Origin of the sequence: Aurantimicrobium minutum (assembly GCF_002355535.1) — a bacterium.
GTDB classification, from domain to species: domain Bacteria; phylum Actinomycetota; class Actinomycetes; order Actinomycetales; family Microbacteriaceae; genus Aurantimicrobium; species Aurantimicrobium minutum.
Window position 1 is genome coordinate 1,453,083 of record NZ_AP017457.1, and the last position, 22,393, is coordinate 1,475,475.

The 22,393-nt window shown below is 52.7% G+C and carries 21 protein-coding genes; 19 read left to right on the forward strand and 2 right to left on the reverse strand.

Annotation, left to right across the window (positions count from 1 at the left end; all coding sequences use genetic code 11):
- Positions 1-33 precede the first annotated feature (33 nt).
- The 3 genes from AUMI_RS07220 to dcd all read left to right on the forward strand — a co-directional run bounded on the left by AUMI_RS07220 (position 34) and on the right by dcd (position 1,526).
- Positions 34-594, forward strand: a complete 561-nt coding sequence (locus AUMI_RS07220) for a hypothetical protein (protein WP_096382955.1) — start codon at positions 34-36, stop codon at positions 592-594.
- Positions 591-845 carry a hypothetical protein gene (locus tag AUMI_RS07225; RefSeq protein WP_096382958.1) on the forward strand — a complete coding sequence of 85 codons (255 nt, stop codon included), beginning with the start codon at positions 591-593 and terminating at the stop codon, positions 843-845. The genes AUMI_RS07220 and AUMI_RS07225 overlap by 4 nt, the downstream gene beginning before the upstream one ends.
- A gap of 75 nt (positions 846-920) precedes the next feature.
- A complete protein-coding gene (gene dcd / locus AUMI_RS07230) occupies positions 921-1,526 on the forward strand; it encodes a dCTP deaminase (RefSeq protein ID WP_096382961.1) in 606 nt (201 codons plus the stop codon).
- A gap of 42 nt (positions 1,527-1,568) precedes the next feature.
- Here the strand turns inward: dcd and idi are convergent, their stop codons facing one another.
- Positions 1,569-2,114: an isopentenyl-diphosphate Delta-isomerase gene (idi, locus tag AUMI_RS07235; RefSeq protein WP_096382964.1), complete on the reverse strand. Its 546-nt coding sequence runs from the start codon at positions 2,112-2,114 to the stop codon at positions 1,569-1,571.
- A 34-nt stretch (positions 2,115-2,148) separates the two neighbouring features.
- Here idi and AUMI_RS07240 point away from each other — a divergent pair, with 34 nt between their 5' ends.
- From AUMI_RS07240 to AUMI_RS07270, 7 genes are read left to right on the forward strand one after another with little or no spacing between them, the layout of a single operon-like run.
- Complete coding sequence (locus tag AUMI_RS07240) at positions 2,149-3,219, forward strand: polyprenyl synthetase family protein (protein WP_231951739.1); 1,071 nt, start codon at positions 2,149-2,151, stop codon at positions 3,217-3,219.
- A complete protein-coding gene (locus AUMI_RS07245; protein ID WP_096382966.1) occupies positions 3,216-4,130 on the forward strand; it encodes a phytoene/squalene synthase family protein in 915 nt (304 codons plus the stop codon). Before AUMI_RS07240 ends, AUMI_RS07245 begins: the two co-directional genes overlap by 4 nt.
- A complete protein-coding gene (gene crtI / locus AUMI_RS07250) occupies positions 4,127-5,740 on the forward strand; it encodes a phytoene desaturase family protein (RefSeq protein WP_096382969.1) in 1,614 nt (537 codons plus the stop codon). Before AUMI_RS07245 ends, crtI begins: the two co-directional genes overlap by 4 nt.
- Positions 5,741-5,745: 5 nt before the next feature.
- Positions 5,746-6,057, forward strand: a complete 312-nt coding sequence (locus AUMI_RS07255) for a lycopene cyclase domain-containing protein (protein ID WP_096382971.1) — start codon at positions 5,746-5,748, stop codon at positions 6,055-6,057.
- Complete coding sequence (locus tag AUMI_RS07260; RefSeq protein ID WP_096382973.1) at positions 6,054-6,377, forward strand: lycopene cyclase domain-containing protein; 324 nt, start codon at positions 6,054-6,056, stop codon at positions 6,375-6,377. The genes AUMI_RS07255 and AUMI_RS07260 overlap by 4 nt, the downstream gene beginning before the upstream one ends.
- Positions 6,374-7,255, forward strand: a complete 882-nt coding sequence (locus AUMI_RS07265; protein ID WP_096382976.1) for a prenyltransferase — start codon at positions 6,374-6,376, stop codon at positions 7,253-7,255. Before AUMI_RS07260 ends, AUMI_RS07265 begins: the two co-directional genes overlap by 4 nt.
- Before the next feature lie 26 nt (positions 7,256-7,281).
- Positions 7,282-8,373, forward strand: a complete 1,092-nt coding sequence (locus AUMI_RS07270; RefSeq protein WP_096382979.1) for an NADH:flavin oxidoreductase/NADH oxidase — start codon at positions 7,282-7,284, stop codon at positions 8,371-8,373.
- Here the strand turns inward: AUMI_RS07270 and AUMI_RS07275 are convergent.
- On the reverse strand, positions 8,370-9,746 hold the full coding sequence (locus AUMI_RS07275; RefSeq protein WP_231951741.1) for an MFS transporter: 1,377 nt from the start codon (positions 9,744-9,746) through the stop codon (positions 8,370-8,372). The genes AUMI_RS07270 and AUMI_RS07275 overlap by 4 nt on opposite strands.
- A gap of 230 nt (positions 9,747-9,976) precedes the next feature.
- Here AUMI_RS07275 and dnaK point away from each other — a divergent pair, with 230 nt between their 5' ends.
- The 9 genes from dnaK to AUMI_RS07320 all read left to right on the forward strand — a co-directional run bounded on the left by dnaK (position 9,977) and on the right by AUMI_RS07320 (position 22,308).
- Complete coding sequence (dnaK, locus tag AUMI_RS07280) at positions 9,977-11,848, forward strand: molecular chaperone DnaK (RefSeq protein ID WP_096382981.1); 1,872 nt, start codon at positions 9,977-9,979, stop codon at positions 11,846-11,848.
- A 2-nt stretch (positions 11,849-11,850) separates the two neighbouring features.
- Complete coding sequence (locus tag AUMI_RS07285) at positions 11,851-12,474, forward strand: nucleotide exchange factor GrpE (RefSeq protein ID WP_096382984.1); 624 nt, start codon at positions 11,851-11,853, stop codon at positions 12,472-12,474.
- Positions 12,475-12,506: 32 nt separating this feature from the next.
- Positions 12,507-13,484 carry a DnaJ C-terminal domain-containing protein gene (locus AUMI_RS07290; protein ID WP_096382986.1) on the forward strand — a complete coding sequence of 326 codons (978 nt, stop codon included), beginning with the start codon at positions 12,507-12,509 and terminating at the stop codon, positions 13,482-13,484.
- Positions 13,485-13,513: 29 nt separating this feature from the next.
- Positions 13,514-13,930, forward strand: a complete 417-nt coding sequence (locus AUMI_RS07295; protein ID WP_096382989.1) for a heat shock protein transcriptional repressor HspR — start codon at positions 13,514-13,516, stop codon at positions 13,928-13,930.
- 104 nt (positions 13,931-14,034) lie between these two features.
- Positions 14,035-14,262 (forward strand): hypothetical protein, encoded by a 228-nt coding sequence (locus AUMI_RS07300; RefSeq protein ID WP_096382992.1) that lies wholly within the window; start codon positions 14,035-14,037, stop codon positions 14,260-14,262.
- Between the two features lie 15 nt (positions 14,263-14,277).
- Positions 14,278-14,649: a nuclear transport factor 2 family protein gene (locus AUMI_RS07305; protein ID WP_096382994.1), complete on the forward strand. Its 372-nt coding sequence runs from the start codon at positions 14,278-14,280 to the stop codon at positions 14,647-14,649.
- Positions 14,650-14,658: 9 nt separating this feature from the next.
- The gene (locus AUMI_RS07310; protein WP_096382997.1) at positions 14,659-15,819 is read left to right on the forward strand and encodes a class I SAM-dependent methyltransferase; all 1,161 of its coding nucleotides are present in this window, start codon (positions 14,659-14,661) and stop codon (positions 15,817-15,819) included.
- A 119-nt stretch (positions 15,820-15,938) separates the two neighbouring features.
- A complete protein-coding gene (locus AUMI_RS07315; protein WP_096383000.1) occupies positions 15,939-19,949 on the forward strand; it encodes a carboxypeptidase regulatory-like domain-containing protein in 4,011 nt (1,336 codons plus the stop codon).
- Between the two features lie 163 nt (positions 19,950-20,112).
- Positions 20,113-22,308, forward strand: a complete 2,196-nt coding sequence (locus AUMI_RS07320; protein ID WP_096383002.1) for an ATP-dependent Clp protease ATP-binding subunit — start codon at positions 20,113-20,115, stop codon at positions 22,306-22,308.
- Positions 22,309-22,393: the final 85 nt, after the last annotated feature.

A 22,393-nucleotide genomic window follows, 5' to 3' on the forward strand; every position in this document is an offset into this window, starting at 1 on the left:
AATACTTCCACAATTCGCCCGTAGAATTGACGCGTGGCTATCGCTGAGACTTCTCTGCCCCGCTTGGGCAATGCACTGATTCTGCGCGCCATCCCCACGCTGATTGCCGCCCTGGTGATCACCTTCTCGCGCAACCACGCGCCGGTAGTTGGTCTTGCTGTTTTTGTTGGCTTTGGTTTCCTTCTCGCCGCAGTGATGTTGTTCACAGTCATGAGCGTTCCCCTTGACGGTCTCAACAGAAAGCTCTTTGGGGCGCACGCGATTGTTACTGCCGTGTCTGCAGCCATTGCTGCTGCCAGCCTTAGTGGTGGACTTCCCGCACTCATCTTGGTTATCAGCATCTGGGCCGCACTTACTGCAGCACTCGAACTGTATGCCGGATATCGTGAGCAGAACAAAACAATTGCTAAGGAGTGGCTCACTATCGGCGCCTTCACAGCTGTCTTAGCCATTATTGAAGCAGCAGTTCCACTCAACGATGTCTATGCCGTAGGTCTCTTTGGTGCCTATGCAGCCATGGTTGGGGTGTTCCAAGTTATTGCAGGTATTTCTCTGCGCACCGATTCCCCACTCAAGAACGAGGTTGCCTCATGACCACCCCCACACTCCGTGACCGACTCAAGCCCCTTGAGCTGATTGTTGTGTCTGCAGCACTGGGGCTGTTTACGGGCCTTGTTGTCATGATGGTTTCCCGTGATTGGATCTTGAGCGCGGTGAGCTTTGGTATCGCATTTATTGTCGCGCTGGTGGCAATGGCGATGTTTGTTTTAGCTATCAAGCCCAACAAGCGTGAGCTATTGGACATCGAAGAACTCGATAGTTCTGCTGAGAAATCAGCCCACTAACTGCATTTCAGAACTCTGCATTCAGGGCCGGGTGCCTGCCCAAAACCCAGAGTTTCCCTCAGCTAGACTGAACTTATGCTTCTTTCTGATCGCGATATTCGTGCTGAACTCGAGTCTGGTCGTATTGGTTTAGACCCCTCAGCTGACGACATGATTCAGCCTTCGAGCGTTGATGTTCGAATCGACCGATACTTCCGCTTGTTTGATAACCACAAGTATCCCTACATCGACCCAGCAGAAGATCAGCCGGACCTCACTCGTTTGATCGAAGTTGACCCCAACGAACCGTTCATCCTGCACCCAGGAGAGTTTGTTCTTGGTGCAACCTATGAACAGGTCACGTTGCCCGATGACATCGCAGCGCGCTTAGAGGGCAAGAGTTCTTTAGGTCGCCTTGGCCTGGTCACTCACTCCACTGCCGGTTTTATTGACCCTGGTTTCTCCGGTCACATCACATTGGAACTGTCAAACATGGCAACGCTTCCCATTAAGTTGTGGCCTGGAATGAAGATTGGCCAGCTCTGCTTCTTCAAGCTGACCTCCCCAGCTGAAAAGCCATATGGTTCTGCCGAGTACAAGTCTCGCTACCACGGTCAGCGCGGCCCTACAGCCTCACGCTCCTTCTTGAACTTCCACCGCACCGACGTCAGCGCAACTGACGCAGGAGCAATTGGCGGATAAGTTTCTTTAGTGAAAAGAGGAGCCATGCGCTCCTCTTTTCATTTAAGCCCCGGGCGAGAGAAAACCGGCAGAAGCCAGTCGTGGCAACTGCAGTGTCAGCCAGGGGCTGAAAGCAAAACCTGACTTTTCCACCGACTCGAGCAGAGCTTGAGGGTCTGCCCAGGCGTATTCCTCCACTTCATCTGGATTTGGGTTCGGCTCGCCCTGGGCAAGAGCAACATAAACAGGACAAATTTCATTTTCGACGATGCCAGAAGCATCGACCGCGCGATAGCGAAAATCAGGCAGTGCACTTGTTACCGTGGCGAGACGGAGTCCCAGTTCTTCTTCGGCACGGCGGTGAATAGCCTCGACAAAGTCCTCACCAGGACCTGGGTGGCCGCAGAAAGAGTTAGTCCACACGCCAGGCCAGGTCTTTTTCGCCAGCGCGCGTCGTGTGACAAGAATCTTGCCCTCCGAGTTGAAGACGTGGCAGGAGAAAGCTAGGTGGAGGTGAGTGTCTTCTGTGTGCACGTCTGCCTTATCGGCTGTTCCGATGGCAGTTCCATCCTCCGACAGGAGAACTACAAGTTCACGGGGTTCACCCATGTTTTGCTCCTGTTCGGTCAGTTAGTCTGGAGTAGTGAGCATTCCCAGCCAAGAAGCCGAGATGACGCGCCACCTTGCGCTCGTTGAAGAGGTTCTCGATCGCTTCTTTAGCCTATCCACTCAACGGGCTGCCACACTCGCACCTGCCTATGAGGCGTTGTGGAAGACACTACGTTCCAATGCGTCAGGTGGAAAGCGTTTCCGCCCACAAATGGTCATGACGGCCTACACCGCACTGGGCGGATCTGATCTACGTTCGGCTGCCCACGTGGGCGCTTCTTTCGAATTGCTTCATACCGCGCTCATTGTTCACGATGATGTGGTCGACCGCGACTTTGTTCGCCGTGGAATTCCCAATGTCTCCGGAAGCTACCGTGATGTGGCACAGACCGCTGGTCTGTCGCTGCCCACGGCAGAACACCGAGGAATGTCAGTCGCGGTCATCGCAGGAGACCTTGCTCTGACCGGATCGTTCCGACTTATGGAAAGAGCGAGTTCAAACCCACAGGTTCGTGACGCTCTTGTCGAATTGCTTGACCGGGCCGTTTTTGATTCGGCAGCTGGTGAACTCATTGACGTGGACTTCTCGCTTTATTCCGGAATGCCCAGCATTGAAGAGATTGTTCACATGGAGCGTCTCAAGACCGCGGTGTATTCCTTCGAGGCCCCGTTACAAGGAGGAGCCCTTCTTGCCGGCGCCACTCATGACGTTATTGCTGCTCTCGGAGAGTTTGGCCGCAATATCGGTATTGCCTACCAAGTCGTTGATGACCTGTTGGGAGTCTTCGGTAATGAAGCTTCGACTGGTAAAACAACGCTCGGCGATCTGCGCGAAGGAAAGCGCACGGCACTGATCGCTTTCGCCTCACAAACGGCCGAGTGGAAAAACATTTCCCACCTCGTTGGTGACAGCACCCTCTCTGATGAGGAAGCTGCAACAGTGCGTGAGGTCTTGGAGCGAACCGGAGCAAAACAATTTACGCAGCGCCTAGCTTCGGACTATGCAGACGAAGCCGTCGCTGCACTGCATGGTGCAGGTATTCCTCAGGCACTGATTGACCAGCTCACTCCACTGGTCACCGCGGTTGTGGAGCGCGTGCGATGAGCCACGACAAGCTAGTCCAGGACGCCTCTGTGCCCGTAAGCGAACAACCAACCAGGCAAAGCGCATTGTATGACCGCGTTGCGGAGCAAACCGCGAGCATGATTATTCGGGAATACTCCACCTCCTTTGGTCTTGCGGCCAGGCTGCTGGGCAAAGGGGTTCGCCAAGACGTTGAGAACATCTATGGCTTGGTTCGCCTAGCCGATGAGATTGTCGACGGCGTTGCAGCGTATGCCGGTGTCAGCGAGAAAGACATACGTCGCCTCCTCGACGAGCTCGAAACAGAAACTGAAGCGGCCATACGACGCGGCTACAGCACCAACCTCGTGGTGCACGCTTTTGCCTTGACAGCTCGCAGGACAGGAATTGAACCTGATCTCACCCGACCCTTCTTCACCTCGATGCGGGTCGACATCACGCGGGTCACCCACACCCCCGAAAGTTTCGATGAGTATGTCTATGGCTCTGCAGAAGTTGTGGGCCTGATGTGTTTGAAAGCTTTCCTGCGCGGCCAGGACATCACAGACGAACAAAACGACACTTTTGTCGTGGGGGCACGCAAACTCGGTGCCGCATTCCAGAAAGTGAACTTCCTGCGTGACCTCAGTGCGGACGTGGACGCTCTTGGTCGGAGCTATTTCCCGGGAATCAACATTGCGACCTTCACCGAAGAAGACAAAGTTCGCTTGGTTGCAGACATTGATTCTGATCTTGCTATCTCGGGAGCTATCGTCCCGTTCTTGCCTTCAACAAGTCGCAAGGCTGTTGCGTTGGCTCAAAATCTTTTTGCTGAACTCAACCGCAGGATTGCTCGCACTCCTGCCTCTGAACTCAAGCACACCCGCGTGAGCGTGCCGACACTCGTCAAGGCCCGCCTCGCACTTGCAGCACTGTTAGGAAAAACCTCATGACCAAATCCGTAGTGATCATTGGTGGCGGTATCGCCGGCCTGGCCTCGGCAGCTCTTCTTGCCCGAGACGGGTATCGGGTAACCCTGCTTGAGAAGCACAAAAACGTCGGTGGCCGTGCAGGAAACTGGGAAAAGGACGGCTTCCGCTTTGATACAGGCCCTTCCTGGTATCTCATGCCAGAAGTCTTTGATCACTTCTACAAGCTCATGGGCACCTCGAGTGAGGAACAGCTCACGCTCACCAAACTAAATCCTGGATACCGCGTGCTGTGTGAAGACGACGGCGTCTATCCCGCTCGCCCCATTGACGTTCTCGACAATCGTGAAGACAACCTCGCGCTCTTTGAAGAGATCGAGCCAGGCTCACGTCCTGCGATGGAGCGCTACCTCGACTCCGCCAAAGACACCTACGAGATCGCCAAGAAGCGTTTCCTCTACACCAGCTTTGAGAAGTACAGCCCACTGCTGCGTTCGGATGTTCTGAGCCGCACGCCCAAACTCGCCAAGCTGTTGAACGAGTCCCTGTACAAGTTTGCTGCCCGTCACGTGAGCGACCCCAGACTGCAACAGATTCTCGGATACCCTGCTGTGTTTCTCGGCTCCAGCCCCTACATCACCCCTTCGATGTATCACCTGATGAGCTACCTCGACCTCGAAGACGGTGTGCTCTATGCACAGGGTGGCTTCAATCGTGTCATTGAGAGTATTCGTGACATCGCGCTCGCCGAAGGCGTGAACCTCATCACTGAAGCTAATGTGAGCAAGATTCTCACCACCGTCAACCCTGCCGGGCACAAAACAAAGGCCAAGGCCGTTGGCGTCGAATACACCAAAGGTAAATCAAAGAGCGTCACGACTATCCCAGCCGACATCGTTGTCTCTGCTGCTGACCTCCACTTCACGGAAACTCAGCTTCTTCCTGAAGCGTTGCAAACCTATGGAGAAAGCTACTGGGAGAAGAAAGTTTCAGGCCCCAGTGCTGTGCTCGTCTACTTAGGAGTCAAGGGTGATGTTCCTGAGTTGGAACATCACACCCTTTTCTTCACTAATGACTGGGAGGGGGACTTTGCCAAAATCTTTGACCAGCCCACCTCTGTTCCCGACCCAGCCAACATCTATGTGTGTAAGCCCAGCGCAACAGATAACGGTGTAGCGCCTAAGGGCGACACGAACCTCTTCATCCTTGTTCCCATTCCTGCTGATGTTTCCATTGGTAAGGGTGGCATTGACGGCAAGGGAAGCAAGCAGGTCGAAGCAGTTGCCGACAAGGTTATCGAGCAAATCTCTGTCTGGGCAGGAATTCCAGATCTCGCTGGACGCATCATTGTTCGCAAAACGGTGGGACCAGCAGACTTCGCCAACGACCTCAACTCCTGGATGGGTGGAGCACTTGGCCCCAGCCACATCCTTTCCCAGAGTGCGTTCTTCCGTTCGGGCAATATCTCCAAGAAAGTTCAAGACCTCTACTACACAGGGGGAACAACCATTCCTGGCATCGGGTTGCCTATGTGTTTGATCAGTGCAGAAATTCTGGTCAAGCGCCTGCGCGGAGACACCTCCACCGAACCGCTGCCAGAACCCCTGTTTCCCACGGTCGATAAAACCGCTTAATACCCATGGGTTTTCTCTATCTCGCCGCATTGCTGGTGTCTATCACCGGCATGATTTTGCTGGATAGACGTCACACGTTGTTCTTTTGGCAGGATGCCAGACGCGCAACTGTCGTGCTGGCCACCGGGCTGGTGTTCTTCCTCAGCTGGGACCTCGTCGGGATTGATGCTGGAGTCTTCTTCCGAGGTGAAGGGCCCTGGATGACAGGAATCCTGCTGGCCCCGGAGCTCCCTCTTGAAGAAGTGTTCTTCCTGACCCTGCTGTGTTACATGACCATGAACGTTTTCTCCGCCTTTACCAAGGTGGTGAAAAAGTGACCTACGCTCTGCTCAATACCGTCTTTCTTGGCCTCGCCCTGTGGTTCATGGTTATCGCCTATGTTGTCAGCGCTCGCCGAGGTGTTGAGGTTGGCCGCAAGCTTTATAAGGTTCTGGGGCTCACTCTCGCCATCATGCTCGTGACGACCGCCATCTTCGATAACGTCATTATTGGGGTTGGCCTCGTTGCCTATGACCCCAGCACGTTACTAGGGGTTTATATCGGTATTGCTCCGATTGAAGACTTCGCTTACACAGTCGCCGGGGTCATGATTTTGCCAGCGCTGTGGATTTTGTTGGGAACAGGGAAGAAGAGATGAACACCCTCAAACAACTCTTCGTTTCCTCGCGCCCACTGTCCTGGGTGAACACGGCTTTCCCTTTTGCCGCTGCGTACTTCTTCACCACTGGACGCGTTGACGCCGTATTAATCGTGGGAACAATCTTCTTCCTCATCCCTTACAACCTCGCGATGTATGGCATCAACGATGTCTTCGATTACGAATCAGACTTGCGCAACCCTCGCAAAGGAGGAGTTGAGGGAGCTGTTCTCGATCGCAGTCTTCATAAGGTGACGTTGTGGGCTGTTGTCATCACGAATGTCCCCTTCCTCATCTATCTCGTGTCGATCGGTAACCTCGAAGCAAACATCACGTTGGCCATCAGCATCTTTGCTGTTGTGGCATATTCCATTAAGGGCTTGCGCTTCAAAGAGATTCCCGTCCTGGACTCCGTCACCAGCGCGACCCACTTTGTGAGCCCTGCTGTGTATGGCGTGATTGTGGCTGGCGCCGTCTTCACTCCCTCGCTCTGGCTGATTATGATCGCCTTCTTTTTATGGGGCATGGCCTCACATGCTTTCGGGGCTATTCAAGACATTCAAGCAGACCGCGAAGCACAGCTTTCCTCTATTGCAACCGTCTTTGGCGCAGCCAACACAACACGGTTCGCGCTGGGGTGTTATGCGCTCGCTGGTGTGCTGATTCTTACCGGAGCTTTCTTCTCCGACCCTTCTTGGTATTTCTGGGTCGCTGCCGCAACTGCGGTTCCATATGTCTTAATGGTGTGGCCATTTAGGAATTTGAAGGATGCCGACTGTGAGCAGGCTAACCGAGGTTGGAAGAAGTTTTTGGGTATTAACTTCTTTGCCGGGTTTGTTATCTGCATGCTGTTGATCACTGCTCTGCAGCAGGGGTAATCCTGTTCCCCCGGTAGCGTGGAGTTATGACTACACCCACTCTGTTCACCCCGATCACACTTCGTCATCTCACAATCCGTAACCGGTTATGGGTTCCACCGATGTGCATGTACAGCGCAATGGGTAAAGACGGTGTTCCCACAGACTTCCACCGTGCTCACTACGGCGCACTTTCTCTCGGTGGTGCCGGGCTCATCATCGTTGAAGCTACGGCAGTAAATCCTGAAGGTCGTATTTCTTTCCACGACTTAGGTATCTGGAACGATGACCAGGTCGCAGCATTTACCCCGATTGTGTCTTTCATGAAGGCAAACGGTGTTGTCCCCGGAATTCAGCTGGCACACGCAGGCCGCAAAGCATCCACGTATCCTGGGTGGGGATATCCCGGTGTTGATGGCACAGTACCTGTGGAAGAGGGTGGCTGGATTCCACTTGGCCCTTCAGCTAATGCTTTTGAGGGTTACGCCCAAGCTGAAGCAATGACGTTGGAGCAGATCACGCAGGTTGTTGCTGATTTTGCTTCAGCAGCTCGCCGTGCAGTGGAAGCTGGGTTCCAGGTTCTGGAGATTCACGCCGCACACGGATACCTCATTCACGAATTCCTCTCCCCACTCACGAATGAGCGCACCGATGACTTCGGTGGCCCGCTCAAGAACCGCGCGCGCCTGCTGCTCGATATTGTTCGAGCTGTGCGCACAGAAGTGGGCGAAGAGATCGTGTTGTTTGTTCGATTCTCAGCAACTGACTGGGTTGAAGGCGGCTGGAATGAAGAAGAGACCAGCATCGTCACCGACTGGGTGAAGGACTTAGGAGCTGACACGGTTGATATTTCAACCGGCGGTCTTGTCGCTGGTGCCAAGATTCCTGTTGGCCCGGGATACCAAGTGCCTCTTGCTCACTATGTGAAAGAGCATGCTCACCTTCCCACCAGTGCCGTAGGAATGATTACGACTGCCGAGCAGGCAAACGACATTATTGCCTCAGGTCGCGCTGACGCCGTCATGCTCGGTCGGGAACACTTGCGTGATCCACACTTTGCTCTTCGGGCTGCTGCGCAGCTCGGGGTTGATGTTGACTATGCCCCACAGCAATATGTGCGAGCTCCTTATTCGCGTTAGCGAATGAACTTTGCCCGAAGAGGCAACATGAGCAACAGTCCAGCAAGAAGTACAACCACGATGCCGAGGATGCCGAAGTAGGTGGCACCACCAAGCAGGACGAACAGTGCAAAGAGCGAGGGAGCAAGGAAGCTCACCGCACGACCTGTTGTGGCATACAGGCCAAAGATTTCACCTTCTTGTCCTTCTGGCGCGAGGTGTCCCAGGTAGGCACGAGCTGAAGCTTGCGCGGGCCCCACGAAGAACGTCAGCATCAGACCACCGATCCAGAAGGCGGTTGCCCCGCCGTCGTGGAAGAAGAACAAGGCAATACCGGTAACGACCAAGCCAGCAAGCGCAATCACAATGACACGCTTGGAGCCGATCTTGTCGTCGATCCAACCAGAGAACAGAACACCAATACCTGCTACCAGGTTGCCGCCGATGGCAAAGAGAATCACTTCGGTAAAGCTGAGCCCAAAGACTGTTCCTGCCAGGATGCCGCCAAATGCAAATACGGCGGCAAGGCCGTCGCGAAATACGGCGCTAGCGAGAAGGAAGTAGAAGGTGGGACGAGCGTTCTTATACAGGTCTGCAATTTTGCGGAACAAGATGTTGTAGGACTCGATGATTCCCGCTTTGTGGCCTGGAGTCGTGGCGGTGTTCTCTGGAACATTGAACAAAACCGGGAGCGAAAAAACTAAAGCCCACACTGCAGCCAGTACCGTGACGGCGCGAATGTTCATGCCGGCCTCTGTCGTGATTCCAAACCAATAGGGAGGGTCGCCGAGCACGAAGCCGATGAGGGCTATCAGTAGAACAAAGATTCCACCGAAATATCCCATTCCCCAGCCGAAGCCCGAGACACGACCCATGGTTTTTGGAGTGGACACCTGCAGAAGCATGGCGTTGTAGTTCACATTCGCCATTTCATAGAACACGTTACCCACGGTCAGCAAGACGATGCCCATGACGAAGAACTGCGGGGTGCCTTCAACAAAGAACATGCCAAAAGTTGCCGCAATGACAATACCTGTATTGATTCCCAGCCAGAGCTTACGCTTACCGCCGGCGTCAGTTCGCTGACCCACGATCGGAGCAACAAGGGCTACTGCAACACCGCCTATGGCCAACGCCCATCCCACCCAGCTGGTGAGGTTGGCCTCAGCTGCCTGGAAGTTTTCGAGCGCGGGCCCGGTTGCAACCCCTTCGCCCCCGGCTGCCTCATAAGCCTGAACAATCTCCGGATCAATGAAGTAGCTGGAGACGATGTACCGCGCAAAGACGAAAGTGGTGATCAGCACACTGAAGGCGGAGGTGCCCCAGTCCCATAAAGCCCACGAAATAACTTGTTTGCGGGGAATCTTGACTTCAACAGCACCGGTGCTCGACATGAGTTCAGGGTACCCCTCCCACATCTCCACGGGAAGAACCTGCGGTAAACACCCCGAAAACAAAAACTTGAGTCGAGAAAGCTCAAGATTTGCTGTGAACGCTTGACGATGTGTATTCCCCGTGGCAAACTTGATATATCACGACTCAAGTCTTGAACAAGCTTCGGTGAAAACCGCATAAAAACAAGGAATTTCCAGCTCACACTGGAATGAAGAAGGAGAACACATATATGTCACGTGCAGTAGGCATTGACCTCGGAACCACCAACTCGGTTGTTTCCGTACTTGAAGGTGGAGAACCCACCGTTATCGCCAACGCTGAAGGATTCCGTACTACCCCCTCGGTAGTCGCTTTCACCAAGGATGGCGAAGTACTCGTTGGAGAGCCAGCAAAGCGCCAGGCAGTTACCAACGTGGACCGCACCATTGCTTCCGTCAAGCGTCACATCGGTACCGACTGGACCGTATCTATTGACGACAAGAAGTACACCCCACAAGAAATCTCTGCCCGTATCCTGGGCAAGCTCAAGCGCGACGCAGAGACCTACCTCGGTGACACCGTCACCGACGCAGTTATCACTGTCCCCGCTTACTTCAACGACGCTGAGCGTCAGGCAACCAAGGATGCCGGTGAGATCGCAGGTCTGAACGTTCTGCGTATTATCAACGAGCCCACCGCAGCTGCTTTGGCCTACGGCCTCGACAAGGGTAAAGAAGACGAACTCATCCTCGTATTCGACCTCGGTGGTGGAACGTTCGACGTTTCCCTGCTCGAAGTGGGCAAGGACGACGACTTCTCAACCATCCAGGTTCGTGCAACCTCCGGTGACAACCGCCTCGGTGGTGACGACTGGGACCAGCGCATCGTGGATCACCTGATCAAGAAGTTCAAGGAGACCACTGGTGTTGACGTGTCCAAGGACAAGATTGCACTCCAGCGCTTGAAGGAAGCTGCAGAGCAGGCAAAGAAGGAGCTGAGCTCATCCATGAGCACCAGCATCCAGCTGCCGTACCTCTCTCTGACCGAGAATGGCCCAGCCAACCTCGACGAGACCCTCACCCGTGCTCAGTTCGAAGCAATGACCGAAGACCTTATTGCTCGCACCAAGAAGCCATTCGAGGATGTCATCAAGGAAGCCGGCGTCAAGGTCAGCGACATTGCTCACGTTGTCCTCGTGGGTGGTTCGACCCGTATGCCTGCAGTGGCAGAACTGGTCAAGAGCCTCACTGGCGGCAAGGAAGCAAACAAGACCGTGAACCCTGACGAAGTTGTTGCCGTTGGTGCAGCACTGCAGGCAGGTGTTCTGCGTGGAGAGCGCAAGGATGTTCTGCTTATCGACGTCACCCCCCTCAGCCTCGGTATCGAGACCAAGGGTGGAATCATGACCAAGCTGATCGAGCGCAACACTGCGATCCCCACCAAGCGATCTGAAACCTTCACCACAGCTGATGACAACCAGCCTTCGGTATCCATCCAGGTGTTCCAGGGTGAGCGTGAGTTCACTCGCGACAACAAGTCGCTCGGAAACTTCGAGTTGACCGGTATCGCACCAGCACCTCGTGGAGTTCCTCAGGTTGAGGTCACCTTCGACATCGACGCAAACGGTATCGTGCACGTGTCCGCTAAGGACAAGGGCACCGGTAAGGAGCAGTCGATGACGATTACCGGTGGATCGTCTCTTCCCAAGGAAGACATCGAGCGTATGGTTCGCGAAGCTGAAGAGCACGCAGCTGAAGACAAGGCACGTCGCGAGTCTGCAGAGACACGCAACGGTGCTGAGCAGATGGTCTACTCCATCGAGAAGCTGATCAAGGAGAACGAAGACAAACTCCCTGAAGACGTGAAGAACGAAGTTCAGGGCGATGTCGACGCACTCAAGACAGCGCTCGCCGGAGACGACGATGCCGCAGTAAAGACTGCATACGACAAGCTCGTCGAAAGCCAGGGCAAGCTCGGTGAAGCAATCTACGCTGCAGGTCAGGCAGAAGCTTCTGCGGAAAGTGCACCTGAAGGCGAAGCTGCTTCTGACGAAGATGTTGTCGACGCTGAAGTTGTCGAAGACGACGAGGCTGACGGATCGTCTGAGAAAGACGCTAAGTAAGAATGTCTGACCAGAATTCGAACCCAGTAGAGGAGCCCCTGAACGGGGGCTCCTCCGCAGGGGACACCAGTGAGGTTGGCGAGAACGCCGGCTTTGCTGAAGACCCTGGATATGACGGACCTACTGAAGACGCTTCCTTTGAAGACGCTGATGTAGAAACCTCGCTGACAGATGCCGACCTTTCTTTCCTCGAGCAGGCAGAAAGTGATCTGGCAGCAGAGCGTTTGGCTGACCTTCAGCGCGTAACCGCTGAATACGCCAACTACCGCAAGCGCACCGAAGCAAACAGAGAAATTGAGCGCGAGCGCATCATCGGAGACACTGTGAAGATCCTTCTTCCTGTCCTCGATGACATCGACCGTGCAGAAAAGCACGGCGACCTGGCGGAGGGCTCTGCCCTCGCCGCCATCGCCGGCAAACTACGCGGTGCAACCGAGCGCCTCGGTCTTGTTGCCTATGGTGCAGCTGGTGACCTTTTTGATCCGAACCTGCACGAAGCGATTCTGCAGCAGCCTTCACCAGATGTCACAGCAGAAACTGTGTTGGATGTTGTGGAGACCGGGTACATGATCGGCACCACACAGGTTCGCGCAGCAAAGGTTGTTGTTGCAGTTCCTGCAAACTAGTATCCGAAACGACGTAAAGAAAGGAGGCGCATATGGCCAGTCAAGATTGGTTCGATAAAGACTTTTACAAAGTCCTCGGCGTCTCCAAAGACGCTTCGGAAGCTGAACTGAAGAAGGTCTATCGCAAGCTTGCTCGCGAATATCACCCTGACTCCAATCAGGGAAACGCCAAGGCAGAAGCCAAGTTCAAGGAAATCTCTGAAGCCTACTCTGTGCTCTCCGATAAGGAGCAGCGTGCGGAGTATGACCAGATTCGCGCCATGGGTTCCGGTGCACGCTTTAGTGCAGGCGGACCACAAGGCGGATTCGAGGATGCCTTCAGCGGTTTTGGCCGTGGCGGCCAGCAGTACACCTTCCAACAGGGAGGTGGCTTTGAAGATATCTTCGGCGGAATGTTTGGCGGCGGAGGTGGCCGATTCGGCCAGTCCTCCGGCGGTTTCCGTGGATTTGGTGGCCCGCAGAAGGGGCAAGACATTGTCTCCTCTGTCACTATCGATTTCTTCGAAGCATTCCACGGCGACACCATGAGCTTGCAGACCAGTGAGGGCCGAACCGTCAAGGTGAAAATCCCTGCCGGTGTTGCTGATGGACAGAAGATCCGTCTTCGCGGCAAGGGATATCCCAGCCCTGACGGTGGCGAAGCAGGAGACATTGTTCTCACCGTCAAGGTGAAGAAGCATCCTGTCTTCGAGCGTGACGGACTCAACATCAAAGTGAATGTTCCTGTCACCTTCACGGAGGCAGCGCTGGGGGCAACCATCGAGGTTCCCACCCCTGAGGGTGAGACCGTCAAGCTTAAAGTTGCTCCGGGCACCCCGAGTGGACGTTCACTGCGCGTTAAGGGTCGCGGCATTAAGACAGCCAAGGGAACAGGCGACCTCCTCGCTGTTGTTCAAATTGCTGTCCCGAGCCACCTCGATGACACTGCAAAAGAAGCCCTCGAAAAGTTCGCATCTGTTGCGCCAAGTGAGAACCCTCGCGCAGACTTGCTTGCAGAAGCAAAGCGATAAGCAACACCTCTCAAGAGATAAGGAAAAGAATGGACGAGAACCAGCCCATCTTTACTATCTCGATGGCTGCAGAGCTTGCGGGAATGCACCCGCAGACCCTGCGGCAGTATGACCGCATCGGCCTGGTTCAACCAGGCCGAACAGCGGGTCAATCCAGACGCTATTCCATGCGTAACGTTGCTCAGCTTCGCGAAGTCGCCAGACTTAGCGCGGAAGGTCTCTCCCTAGAGGGCATCCGTCGCGTTCTGGATTTAGAGAATCAAAATGACGCACTGCGTGCGCGAGTTCGAGAACTCGAAGCCGCCCTTGCGGACGCTCTGCTCAACCAGCCAGGCCGTCGCGTCTTCGCTGCAGGACCTGCAGGTGACGTGGAAAGCCTGCGGGCTGGAACTCGCGCTCGCCGCCGCACAGATGTTGTGGTTTGGCGTCCCTTCGGGCGTAACTAGTCCTTCACAGTTCACATTTTCCAGAATTACTCACTGCCAGAGCGGTATCGCCTATCGCTCAATTGCCAGATGCGATTCTTATCAAAACCAGTAACAATAGGGATGTGATCTATTTGGATAACCCACAGGTATGGACTCTCATCGGAGTTTTCAGTGCAGCGATTTTTGCCCTTATTGGTGTTGTTTTTGCAAGTTTCAGGATGATTGGGACAGGGCTTCGCGCAGAAATGGCGAGCATGCGAAATGAACTTGGGGCTCGCATGGACGCCAGGTTTGATCACTTAGACCGTGATGTCCAGTTGCTCATGACTAAAGAATTTGGTGATCGCTGAAGTTAGTCTTGTTCCATGACTGACGCAGGAATCCAAACATTGCTCGATGATTACTTTGAGCTCATGCACTCGCAAGACATGTCCCTCTTTGACAAGGTCTTTCACAAAGACAGCAACCTCTACTCGTCTGAGAACGATGAGATCGTGATTCGTCCTCGCGATTTTTATCGCGAACAAATGGAAGCGCGTACCTCTCCACAAGATTTGGGCAATGTCCGTCGTGACAAGGTCCTCCTCGTCGACCAGATTTCACCAGAGGTTGCACTCGCAAAAGTCCAGCTCGAGATGTTCGGCGGAGTAATGCAGGACTATCTCAGCTTGCTTCGTGTTGATGGTTCCTGGTTTGTTATCTCCAAGTTGTACAAGCAGGTTGGCAAGTCCGAATAGTCTCAAAGGGTGAGTTCATTTCCTTTCGAATCCCTCAGGCGTTGGCCTGATCTGGAGTCCCCCGAACTCGTTGCCGTTGATGCAGCCGACCGTCTCCTGTTAACTGAACTTCAGCGCGCTGTTGAGATTGATCCAACCCTGCTTGCAAGCCCGCTATCCATCATCGGAGACACTCACGGAGCATTGACATTAGGCGCCCTAGCTGAGGCTGGGTTTACTGAGGTTCTTGTTCACCAAGATGCTCGTTCAGGTGAACTAGCGTTGGTGAATAACGCGCAGGAACTTTCGGATTTCTTTCCGCCTTCATCAACCTTTCAAAATCTTCAACTATCTCGTGAGCTGGTTGTTTCCTCGAGGATTGTTGTGTTGCGTTTACCGCGCTCGCTGGAGCAATTAGAGCAATGGGCGGCACTAATTGCGGCCCACTCCGCTGACGATGTTCTCGTGTTGGCCGGCGGCCGCATCAAACACATGACCCTGAGCATGAATGAGACCTTGGGGAAGTTTTTCACTCAGGTTGAAGCAAGTCTTGCAGAGCAAAAGTCACGTGTCATTCGCGCACGTGGACCAAAGAAACAAGCAGCACTCGATGCCCTCACCTCATGGCCCAAGAGTGAATACCACGCGGATGTTGATCTGATGGTGTGTGCTCAAGGTGGTGCTTTTGCAGGAATCTCTATCGACATAGGCACCTACGACCTGCTTGCGGTGTTAGACAGAGTTTCGGGTCAGCAGGGTATGCGCATTATTGACTTTGGTTGTGGAACGGGTGTTCTCGCTGCCCAGATATCAAAGCTTCGACCAACAGCGACAGTGATCGCCAGCGATCAGTCCGCCGCCGCTGTCGAATCAGCGAAAGCAACTATGGAGGCAAACAACCTCAGTGATCGCGTCACTGTGGTACGTGACGACGGACTGTCTTCACAAGAAGACAGATCAGCCGACCTCATTCTGTTCAACCCTCCTTTTCATTCAGGCGCTGCCGTTCATGCGGGCACGAGCTTGAGGCTTTTTGCCGAGGCAGGAAGAGTTCTCAAACCGGGTGGGGAATTGTGGGTGGTGGCTAATCGTCACCTGAGTTACAAGCCCGCATTGCGCAAACTTGTAGGAGAAACTCGTGAGGTTCGCAGGACTCCAAAGTTCACGGTGACTAAATCAGTCAAACTGTAAATCAGCGCCCAACCGCCCGGTTGACTTAGTTTGTACCATGTGTTGTACTTGGTAAAGGTTGGGGGAATCGGCCTGTAACCCTTTTGTTTACTGGGCTGTACCCCTTTTGGGGGATAAAGATGATTGACAAAATTCGCGAACTTCAGGGATTTGACTCTTTTGCGCTGAGAGACCAAAACAAGAAGCAGAAACTTAAGAGCTTCTTTTCAACAATCGTCTCTCTTGCGCTTGTCAGCGCGACACTTGTTTTTTCCCCGTCCCTTGCGTCTGCTGCGAATAACGCCTCAATATCAGGCGCATTTGAGGGTGTACCCGCAAATACGTCAGTGACTGTTGATTACTACCTTTCAAATAATTTTCAACAACCAGTTACCGGAACTGTCACTTCTACTTCTGGAACCTTCACGATTCCTGGATTGAATGCGGCTACCTATGGAAGTCTCACTGCGACCGCAGTTGTTGGAAACCTCAATTACAAAAGTGCAACAGTCTCCCTAAACCAAGGCCTCGCAGATGGTGAAACACTGTCGGGTATAGATCTGGTTTTAGAGCCCCTTTACGTAGTGACAGGAACTCTAACGAATGTTCCACAAAATGCAACTTCTGCATCCGTGCAATTTTCTAGCAATGAAAGCGGCTACCCGCAAGTCAGCTCGGCGACAGTTAATCTTGGGACTGGCCCAAACTTAGGCACAGCTACATTTAGCTTCAACGGCGGTTTACCTGTAGGAACCTATTTCTTGGAAGCTTCGGCGTTTGTACCGGGGGAACAACAGTGGCAAACAGTAAAAATCGCAGGCGGTCTTGCTGAAGTCACTACCTCTTCTAACACCCCACCGGTGAATATTCCACTTGATCCAAAAGGAAGTGTTTCGGGCACAATTTCAGGAATTCCATCAGGAATTAACAATGTAAACATTAGTGTTTACAGTCAAAACGCCCTCACAACATCGGCTTATTCAAACGTCACTATTCCTAGCGGACAGTCAAGCGCCAACTTCTTAATTCCTGTATTGGCAGAGGGTGACTACCAATATTATGTCTCCGGTGGGAACAACGAAATACGCGCTGAGGGCCAATTCTCCTTGAGTACAAATCAAAATCTAAGTGGCCTAAATATCCAAGTCACCTCTATTTCAAACAATCTTTCTATTACAGGTCGAATTTTAGATTCCACAGGACAAGCTAACGAGGGTGTTGATATCAACGCTTACGGTAATGGTCAAGCAACGTCTGGAAGCGGCGGATTATTTGAAATTAATGGCCTAACTTCTCCAACGATTTCTGGCTTCAACTTCTCAAAGAACTCAGTTGCCAGCTATAACTCAAGAAGCTTTTCCACGTCTTTAACGGGGTCAATGTGGATATACCCACAAATAGATGTTGCATCTAATCAATTTCAAGAAGTTGTTTTTTCCAGCGGTACTGGAATTCTTCAGGGAAGAGTTACAGAGGTTGTCAACGGAGTTCTTACAGGTATTTCCGGAGTCAAAGTTACCGGCAGTGCTTATTTACAAAGAGGATCAATTGAAGCTTGGGTAAACACTGATGCCCAGGGGTATTATGCTCTTTCGGGTCTTCCCTTAAACGCAGGATCTATAAGGGTCAAACTAACCAAACCAGGGTATGTGTCTGTTTCTGGAAGCTACTCACTGCGTGAAAACAATTCACCCAGAACCAAGCCCTTCAGTCTTGAAAGAACTGCTGCAAGTTCAGGCGCCATCTCTGGAACTGTTTATGATTCATTCACGAATGCCCCATTACGTGGAGCCAATGTATACATCTATGGCCCCGATTTCAACGCCAACGTAACCACAGATGCAGCCGGAAAGTACAAGTTCAAAAATGTTCCTAATGGCGAGTATTCACTTGGTGTTTCGAAGTGGGCGCAACGGGTGCAGTATCGATACTCAAATCAGCGAGTTACTGTTTCAGGCGCTTCTGTAACTGTTCCCCAGGTCAATTTGGATCGGTTCAGCACAGGTTCAGGCCGCGTGGAAGGTGTGGTAATTGACCAAACCACTGGCAGGACTGTTGGTGGAGCAAACGTAAGTTTGTACTCACCGGGCGGAATGGGTAAATCCACCAAAGCTAACGCACGAGGAGAATGGGCCATTTCAGGTCTTGCTGACGGCAGTTACTCGGTAAATATTAGCCCTCAATCTAGTTCAACGTACGAATGGCGTGAATTCGACCAGCTTGTTATTGATCAAGGTGCAACAGTTCAGCGAACTGACTACCTTCGCTCAATTGTGCAGGGAACTTCTTCATTGACCGGTGTTATCAGAAATTCACTAACTTATGAGCCCATCGTGGGGGCAAAAGTTACTGTTTCTCGAAACCAGGGCGGCTTTGAAGATAAAGATGCAGTAACAGACTCTTCAGGTCGTTATCGAATCTCCAATCTCCCATCGGGCGCGTACATGATTCGAGCCGAGGCAACCGGATTTGAGATTGCAGCACAAACCAACGTTTCAAACTTCGGAGCAGGAATGGGTTATGGCGGACCCGCAAGTCTTGGTTCAGTCGACCTTGATGAGGGCGAAGCTGGCTATTTCAATGGAAGAATGACCCCGGCTCCAGAAGGTCAAGCCACTATCTCGGGCATTGTAAAAACCTCCACTGATCAAGTTGTTGAGGGGGCTTATATCTATGCGATTAGTCCCACAACGGGAGCTTATTTAGGGTCTGCCCAGAGCGATGAAAACGGATTCTACGAACTGCAACAAATCCCTTCGGGTCAGGTTCAAATTAACGTTTCTTCGCCATCAATGTATGGAAATGGATCACAAAAGTTCGCCGAAACAAGATCGAACACAAACGTGTCCAGTGGTCAACAACTTACGCTTGACGTTATAGTGCAAGCCGCGGGATTGATAACAGGAACTGTTTTGACAACAAACGACACCGTTCCTGAGTGCGCTTCAGTTATTGCAATTGAGCGAAAATCAGATGGATCATTAGGCAACGCGGTTGGCTGGGCATCTGTCGACCCAAACACTGGCGCATACAAGATGGACTATCTTGCCGCTGGTAACTACTTCGTTTCTGTGAAGCAAGAATGCTGGCAAGATGCACCTAAGTTTGTCTTTGGAGACAAATTTTGGAGCTCAACTTCAACTAATGGAAGCGATTCCCCGAGCAGTTATGTAACTGTGGCTGCAGGAGCAACGCGTAATTCGACGGATGTAGTTGTTTCAGAGGGAAGCATTCTCAAGGGGCAAGTTAAAATTCAGACAGCAACTGGTGTAACTGGCCTTCCAACTGGAAAAAATCTTCAAATCAATGTTTACAGACAATCTGGTGGCACATACAAACTCCTTCCACAATTTTATGGGTGGGTTTCAGCACGAGAAGCTGGAAAATACGAACTCAGCGGTTTAGCGCCAGGAAATTACAAACTTGAGTTCGTTGATACGTGGCAAGGAAACAGAGGTCTGCAAACAGCTTTTAGTGGAGGAGCTTCAACGCTTACTACTGCTTCAGTAATCACGCTCTCAGCAGGACAAAAATCACTCAATAATGATGTGATTATGAGCGTTAGACAGCCTATTGCAGATCCGGAAGCTGTTTCTACGAGCAGTCTTACGACTGCTATGCAAGATCAAGTTTCAGCGCCTGACTTGGTAAGCGCAAATCAAGTAATCACTGTTGACGTTGGTCAGGACATGGCCGGCGAATGGGTTTCAGTTTGGGCGCATTCAACTCCAACGTCACTTGGTGACTGGGTTCAAGTTGGGGTTGATGGAACTGTCAGAGCGACCGTTTCAGAAGCACTCCCTGTTGGTCAGCACAGAATTGTTGTACAAGACATTGACAATAAGGTTGTGGGTTGGACAGGAACAACTGTTGCTGCCTCTGTTCAAGGCTCTCCATCTACTGGTGGCCTTGCTCGCAAATCAGTATCCTCGGTGAGCAACATCGGAACAGCAGCTCCAGGGTTGGAATCACCTGTTTTGGTTTCGCCAAAGCGGCCCACAAACACTAAGAGTTCTGTCGGACAAGAAGCTGAGTCTTCTGAACTGCTTCAATCTGACCAACCTAATCTGTGGATATTCGGCGGGCTTGCCGCACTGCTAGCTGCAGGCTTAGCCGGCGGAGTCTGGCTCATTCGTTCAAGAAAGAGCTAACCTAACTCAACCGATAAACCAGGCCCGGCTATTGCCAGGCCTGGTTTGATTTTCAGCTTTCTTTCAGCTTCAGGCCTAGAGAAAATAGGGCCAGGAGAGTAAACTTGAGTCATCATCACTCAACTTTGTTTGGTGGTGAAATCCACACAAGGAGAAAGAAAACATGCAACAAGAGCCGCAAGAAAACAAGAGCGCGCTCGAACAATTCGGCGTTAACCTCACTGAAATTGCAAAGAGCGGCAAGCTCGACCCCGTCATCGGCCGTGATGCCGAAATCCGTCGAGTCAGCCAAGTGCTTACTCGTCGTACCAAGAACAACCCCGTCCTGATCGGTGAACCAGGCGTTGGAAAAACTGCTGTCGTCGAAGGACTCGCTCAGCGTATTGTCGCTGGTGACGTCGCCGATAGCTTAAAAGATAAGCAGCTTGTCTCACTTGATATCTCAGCCCTGATTGCAGGTGCAAAGTATCGAGGTGAATTCGAAGAACGCCTCAAGGCGGTCCTCAAAGAAATCAATGACTCAGATGGCCAGATCATCACCTTCATCGACGAACTCCACACTCTGATGGGTGCTGGCGGAGGCGAAGGCTCCGTGGCAGCAGCCAACATGCTCAAACCCATGCTTGCTCGTGGTGAATTGCGCCTGATCGGTGCCACCACACTGGATGAGTACCGTGAGTTCATTGAAAAAGATGCCGCTCTGGAACGTCGTTTCCAGCAGGTGTTTGTGGGAGAACCCAGTGTTGAAGACACCGTGGCAATCCTTCGTGGGCTCAAAGAGCGTTACGAAGCACACCACAAGGTAGCTATCGCAGACAACGCACTCGTTGCTGCCGCAGCACTATCCAACCGGTACATCACCAGCCGGCAGCTTCCTGACAAGGCCATTGACCTTATCGATGAAGCGGCAAGCCGCCTGCGTATGGAAATTGACTCGGCTCCTGTCGAGATCGATGAGCTGCGCCGCAGTGTTGACCGACTCAAGCTCGAAGAGCTTGCTCTGAAGAAAGAGAAGGACGACGCCTCCAAGGAACGTCTTGCAAAATTGCGTGAAGACATGTCTGAACGTAACGCTCGTCTCGAAGACCTTGAACGTCGCTGGGAACAAGAGCGCAGCGCACTCAACCGCGTCGGTGATCTCAAGACCAAACTTGATGCCGCTCGTATTCAGGCAGAACGTGCACAACGTGAAGGCCAGCTCGAACAAGCCAGCCGTTTGCTCTATGCAGAGATTCCTCAGCTGGAACGTGAGTTAGCTGAAGCCGAATCAGCAGAACAAACAGACACCGAACGCATGGTCAATGACCAGGTCACCAGCGAAGACATCGCGTCGGTGATTGCCGCATGGACCGGGATTCCTGTTGATCGTCTGACCAAGGGTGAGACAGAGAAACTGCTCAACCTAGAAAACGAAATTGGCAAGCGCCTCATTGGACAGAAGAAAGCAGTGCAAGCTGTTTCCGAATCTGTTCGTCGTTCGCGCGCTGGAATTTCTGACCCCGATCGCCCAACCGGATCCTTCCTGTTCCTGGGCCCCACTGGTGTTGGAAAGACAGAGCTCGCTAAGGCGCTCGCCGAGTATCTCTTCGACGACGAAAAGGCCATGATTCGTATCGACATGAGTGAATACGGAGAGAAGCACTCCGTCTCGCGTCTGGTTGGTGCTCCTCCCGGATACATCGGGTATGAAGCAGGTGGACAACTCACTGAGGCAGTGCGCCGTCGCCCCTACTCGGTTGTATTGCTCGACGAAGTAGAGAAAGCACACCCTGAAGTCTTCGACGTCTTGCTCCAGGTTCTTGACGACGGACGCCTGACTGACGGCCAGGGTCGCACCGTGGACTTCCGAAACGTCATCCTGATTCTCACCTCGAACCTCGGTTCACAGTTCTTGATTGATCCCGACCTGAGCTGGGACGAGAAGGAACGTGCTGTCAACGAGACCGTGCGCCAGGCATTCAAGCCTGAGTTCGTCAACCGCTTGGATGACATTGTGGTGTTCTCGGCTCTGAGCCAAGAAGATCTCGGACAAATTGTTGAGTTGTATATCGATCGTCTCCAGAAGCGCTTGGCTGAGCGTCGACTAGAACTAGCCGTCACCCCTGCTGCTCGAACCTGGTTGGCAGAGCGTGGTTATGACCCCATTTATGGAGCTCGCCCACTGCGACGTCTCATGCAACACGAGATTGATGACCGCCTGGCAACAGCAATCCTTGCCGGGTCAGTTCGTGATGGTGACCTAGTTCGAGTTGATCTTGACGGTGATCACCTCACCGTGAGTTCAGACAAGATTCACCCTGTCTTCGACGCAGGGGATGAAGACCCCTTTATCGAAGCTGAGCTCATGGCTGATGAATAAACTTTTCCCTATTTGGGAATAAGCGCACGGGTATCCGGTTATCACTATCGGATGCCCGTGCTACCGCATGGAAAAACCACTTTTA

What these genes read in the sequence shown, in the direction of transcription:
- AUMI_RS07225 (WP_096382958.1), top strand. Translation starts at nt 591, where the DNA reads ATGACCACCCCCACACTCCGTGACCGACTCAAGCCCCTTGAGCTGATT.
- dcd (WP_096382961.1), top strand. Translation starts at nt 921, where the DNA reads ATGCTTCTTTCTGATCGCGATATTCGTGCTGAACTCGAGTCTGGTCGT.
- idi (WP_096382964.1), bottom strand. Translation starts at nt 2,114, where the DNA reads ATGGGTGAACCCCGTGAACTTGTAGTTCTCCTGTCGGAGGATGGAACT.
- AUMI_RS07245 (WP_096382966.1), top strand. Translation starts at nt 3,216, where the DNA reads ATGAGCCACGACAAGCTAGTCCAGGACGCCTCTGTGCCCGTAAGCGAA.
- crtI (WP_096382969.1), top strand. Translation starts at nt 4,127, where the DNA reads ATGACCAAATCCGTAGTGATCATTGGTGGCGGTATCGCCGGCCTGGCC.
- AUMI_RS07255 (WP_096382971.1), top strand. Translation starts at nt 5,746, where the DNA reads ATGGGTTTTCTCTATCTCGCCGCATTGCTGGTGTCTATCACCGGCATG.
- AUMI_RS07265 (WP_096382976.1), top strand. Translation starts at nt 6,374, where the DNA reads ATGAACACCCTCAAACAACTCTTCGTTTCCTCGCGCCCACTGTCCTGG.
- AUMI_RS07270 (WP_096382979.1), top strand. Translation starts at nt 7,282, where the DNA reads ATGACTACACCCACTCTGTTCACCCCGATCACACTTCGTCATCTCACA.
- AUMI_RS07275 (WP_231951741.1), bottom strand. Translation starts at nt 9,746, where the DNA reads ATGTCGAGCACCGGTGCTGTTGAAGTCAAGATTCCCCGCAAACAAGTT.
- dnaK (WP_096382981.1), top strand. Translation starts at nt 9,977, where the DNA reads ATGTCACGTGCAGTAGGCATTGACCTCGGAACCACCAACTCGGTTGTT.
- AUMI_RS07285 (WP_096382984.1), top strand. Translation starts at nt 11,851, where the DNA reads ATGTCTGACCAGAATTCGAACCCAGTAGAGGAGCCCCTGAACGGGGGC.
- AUMI_RS07290 (WP_096382986.1), top strand. Translation starts at nt 12,507, where the DNA reads ATGGCCAGTCAAGATTGGTTCGATAAAGACTTTTACAAAGTCCTCGGC.
- AUMI_RS07295 (WP_096382989.1), top strand. Translation starts at nt 13,514, where the DNA reads ATGGACGAGAACCAGCCCATCTTTACTATCTCGATGGCTGCAGAGCTT.
- AUMI_RS07305 (WP_096382994.1), top strand. Translation starts at nt 14,278, where the DNA reads ATGACTGACGCAGGAATCCAAACATTGCTCGATGATTACTTTGAGCTC.
- AUMI_RS07315 (WP_096383000.1), top strand. Translation starts at nt 15,939, where the DNA reads ATGATTGACAAAATTCGCGAACTTCAGGGATTTGACTCTTTTGCGCTG.
- AUMI_RS07320 (WP_096383002.1), top strand. Translation starts at nt 20,113, where the DNA reads ATGCAACAAGAGCCGCAAGAAAACAAGAGCGCGCTCGAACAATTCGGC.